Source organism: Alcanivorax sp. HI0083 (genome assembly GCF_001635175.1).
The window spans coordinates 1-3,468 of sequence record NZ_LWFX01001204.1; the positions used below are offsets into that span (position 1 = coordinate 1).

Below are 3,468 nucleotides of genomic sequence, written 5' to 3' on the forward strand. Positions count from 1 at the left end.
GGTAAACATGTGGGCAATGATCAGATGATTTCGCTGCTTTCCGAAGCTCGCTACCGATTCTTCTGCGATATCGATTACAGCCAGGAGCGCATTGTGGTGACCGACCTGGTAGCCAGTTATCGTGCAGAGAGCTTTGCGCAGGACGATTTGCAATTTGAAGTGGGGCTGATGGATTTTAACAAGTACGGAGCGGACCTGATTTTTCGGGTAACCAAACAACCCAGCGGGCAACTGGTGGTGCTAGCCAAACAGGGCTTCGTGTTTTTTGATCACCACAACCACGGCGTGATGCCCGTGCCCGATGACTTCAAGGCAAAGTTCCCCGGTATTGTCTAAGGCGCTACCGAATACTCCCTGCGGACGGTTACCCGTTTTCCGTATCCGCCGGTAATTCCAGCAACTCGCTGAGAAAGTCCTCCCAGACGGCATAGATCATGAAACGCCCCAATCCTGAAAAGCTGCGAAATCTCACGCCGGGGATCTCGGACGCCAGACCACGGGCACTACCGATAGAGATAATCCGGTCGTCTTCACCGTGCCAGTGAAGCACAGGAATGGAGATATCCCCCAGATCCACTTTCCAGGGAAACTGCAGACGCAGGTATTCATCGATAAGAATTTTTGCGCCCTGGAAATGGCTCCGCCGCATACACTTGATTAAACGGCCCAGTAGATCCGGATTACCCAGCACGTCCTGATCATGCTGACAGAGCGATTTGGCCAGCTTGGCAAAATACTTTTCCGGCGCATGTTGCACGCCGCGCAAGCCGAGCCGGCCCATCAACACAAACAAACGTGGGTCGCGACGAAAAAGCCGGAGGAACATCTTGTGTAAGCGGTCCAGTTTATCCAGCTCAAAATGCTCAATGGGGACGGTGCTGGCAAGAATACCCAACCGCTCAAAAATTTCCGGATGCGTAGCTGCAGCGCAGAGGGCATAGGGACCACCCCCACAATACGCCGCCATCGGCGGCCGCTGAATTTTCAGGTGCTGACAGAGGGCCAGAATATCGTCAGCAAAATCCCGAAATTCAAAGTTCTTCTTGTAGGTAGAAATGCCATATCCGGGGCGCACGATCATGATCATGCGCAAACCTTTTTCCCGGTACCAGCCATCAAAAAACGTATGGTCGGGCACCGCAGCCCCCAGGTTATCCAGCGTCAGTACCGGGCGCCCACTCGGATCGCCATACTCGTACCAACTGAGTACCCGGCCGTCGGGTAACGACAGTGTAAATTCCCGTTCAGCCTGCACATGCGGCAACCGGGCTGCCTGCACCAGGGCATGCCCCATGGCCTGACTGACCAATTGCACCTGGCTACTGGCGTTGAGCTTGCTCATGGTGGACTTGAGCTGGGTGCGGGCCGTGTGCACGCTGATATTGAGCAGCTCGGCACTCTGGTTCAGATTGCCCACTTTACACAGCAAGTGCAGTAGACGGGATTCGGCATGGGTAATATGAAAGACGGACCGGAGCATCTCCGGCGAGGGCGTCACCATGCTCTGCCCGGCCAACACCCAGACAATGGTGCGTACCTGGGAAATGCTGCCTGGCGCATCGGACTTTTCCACCGGCAGGCAGAGTAAGGAAACCGAGTCCTGCTGGGAGTTGAGAAGCTGCGTTTCCCGCCCTGCTTCCAGTGAAATTACCCGCTTCAGGGACTGGCGCAGTTCCCGATCACTGAACTGCAAAGACCCGTCCGGCAGAATCTCCAACGGCCCACTGGACAAGGCCTGTTCCGCTACCGGGTTGCATTCGAGCACACACATTTGCTCATCGAGCATCAGCATGGGCCAGGGCATCTGGTTGTACATGTCGTTGAGGATACGGGTGCGGTCCTCTAGTGCATGCATATACGCACTACTGCGCACGGCGCGATCCAGATGATTGATCAGTACTTCGACTTCGGCAGGCGTTCTTCTGCTATCAATAGCGATACTCACCGATTCCGGTGATGGGCCTGAGGGAACATCTGTCCAGCTGGTAATGGTATCGACCAGATCCACCCAGTCGCCCGGGGAAAGCGCCGTCTCGTAAATCTGACCAATCAGCTCGTCATTATCCGTGTCATTCACCACCACCCCACCTACCCGACCACGCCTCGTCATCACCATAATAGGAAGGGGGTATCAGAGGGGCAAGCGATTCAGTCCACCGTTCGCCTCATTCAATCGCCCACCAAGGCATGACTTACAGCGCCATCCCCGTACACCAGCCATTGGCCCACGCCCACTGGAAGTTGAACCCGCCCAGCTGCCCGGTCACATCCAGCACCTCACCAATGAAATGCAGCCCGGGTACCGTTTTGACTTCAAAGGTTTTTGAGGAAATCGCATCGGTGTCCACCCCGCCCAGGGTCACTTCCGCCGTGCGATAGCCTTCCGTGCCCGAGGGTTTGAACGCCCAGCCTTTCAGCGTCGCAGCAACACTTGCCAGCCGTTCATTGCTGAACTGCTGAAGATTGCCCTGCCAGCCGAATTGATCGGCCAGTGCAGCGGCCAGACGCTGGGAGAAATACTGGCGCAGCCAACGCTCCAGGCCACGATTAGGGTGCTCTCGCCGCTCCTCCACCAACTGCGCAAACGGGTCCGCCACCTGGGGTAACCAATCTACCGTCACTGGCTGTCCCGGCGTCCAGAAGCTGGATACCTGCAACATGGCAGGCCCGGACAGGCCACGGTGGGTAATCAGCATGGGCTCGGCAAAGGATGCACCTGCGGTTTGCGCCACCACATCGGTGCTGATGCCAGACAGGGCGGCCAGCCAGGCCTTGTCATCCGGTTGCAGGGTAAACGGTACCAGCCCGGCACGGGTGGGCAAAACGTCCAGCCCGAACTGTTCCGCCAGTTGGTACCCGAAGCCGGTGGCACCCATGGTGGGGATCGACAGGCCGCCGCAGGCCACGACCAGTTTTGTACACTGAACGCTGCCCCCACTGGTGCTCAACGCAAAGCCTGATGCCGTTTGTCTGACGCGCCGAATATCAGTCTTTAAGCGGATCTCGGCTCCGGCCCACTCACATTCCGTCAGCAGAATGCCAAGAATATCTTTGGAGGAGTCCGCACAGAACAATTGCCCCGGCGCTTTTTCCACGTGTTCGATGCCGTGACGTTCCACCAGCTCCACAAAGTGCCAGGGACTGTAACGCTTGAGAGCCGATTTGCAGAAATGCGGGTTAGCGGAGACAAAATGCTCCGGTGTGGTATTCAGGTTGGTGAAGTTGCAGCGACCACCACCGGACATGAGGATTTTCTTGCCAGCCTTGTTGGCATGGTCCAGCACCAACACCCGATGGCCCTGATACGCTGCCGTGGCCGCACACATCAGCCCGGCTGCGCCAGCACCGATCACGACCACATCTACCTCGGTTGTGCCTGCCCCTGTTTTACCTGACATGAAACCACCAGCCTGAATCCGGCCGGCAAGGATAACGGGGATGCACCGCCGGTGCCATCGGTGTGGCTTG

At 57.2% G+C, this 3,468-nt stretch carries 3 protein-coding genes; 1 reads left to right on the forward strand and 2 read right to left on the reverse strand.

What is annotated here, in order from left to right:
- Window positions 1–336 (forward strand): thioesterase family protein (locus A3754_RS17485; RefSeq protein ID WP_063520727.1); only part of this gene is annotated, 336 nt, incomplete at its 5' end.
- A gap of 28 nt (window positions 337–364) precedes the next feature.
- Here A3754_RS17485 and A3754_RS17490 read toward each other — a convergent pair.
- Together A3754_RS17490 and A3754_RS17495 are read right to left on the reverse strand one after the other, a co-directional pair.
- Window positions 365–2,077, reverse strand: a complete 1,713-nt coding sequence (locus A3754_RS17490) for an alpha/beta hydrolase (RefSeq protein WP_231880678.1) — start codon at window positions 2,075–2,077, stop codon at window positions 365–367.
- Between the two features lie 115 nt (window positions 2,078–2,192).
- Window positions 2,193–3,398 (reverse strand): NAD(P)/FAD-dependent oxidoreductase, encoded by a 1,206-nt coding sequence (locus A3754_RS17495; RefSeq protein ID WP_063520728.1) that lies wholly within the window; start codon window positions 3,396–3,398, stop codon window positions 2,193–2,195.
- Between the last annotated feature and the right edge of the window lie 70 nt (window positions 3,399–3,468).

Coding starts and splice junctions, on each gene's coding strand:
- A3754_RS17495 (WP_063520728.1), bottom strand. CDS start 3,398: ATGTCAGGTAAAACAGGGGCAGGCACAACCGAGGTAGATGTGGTCGTG.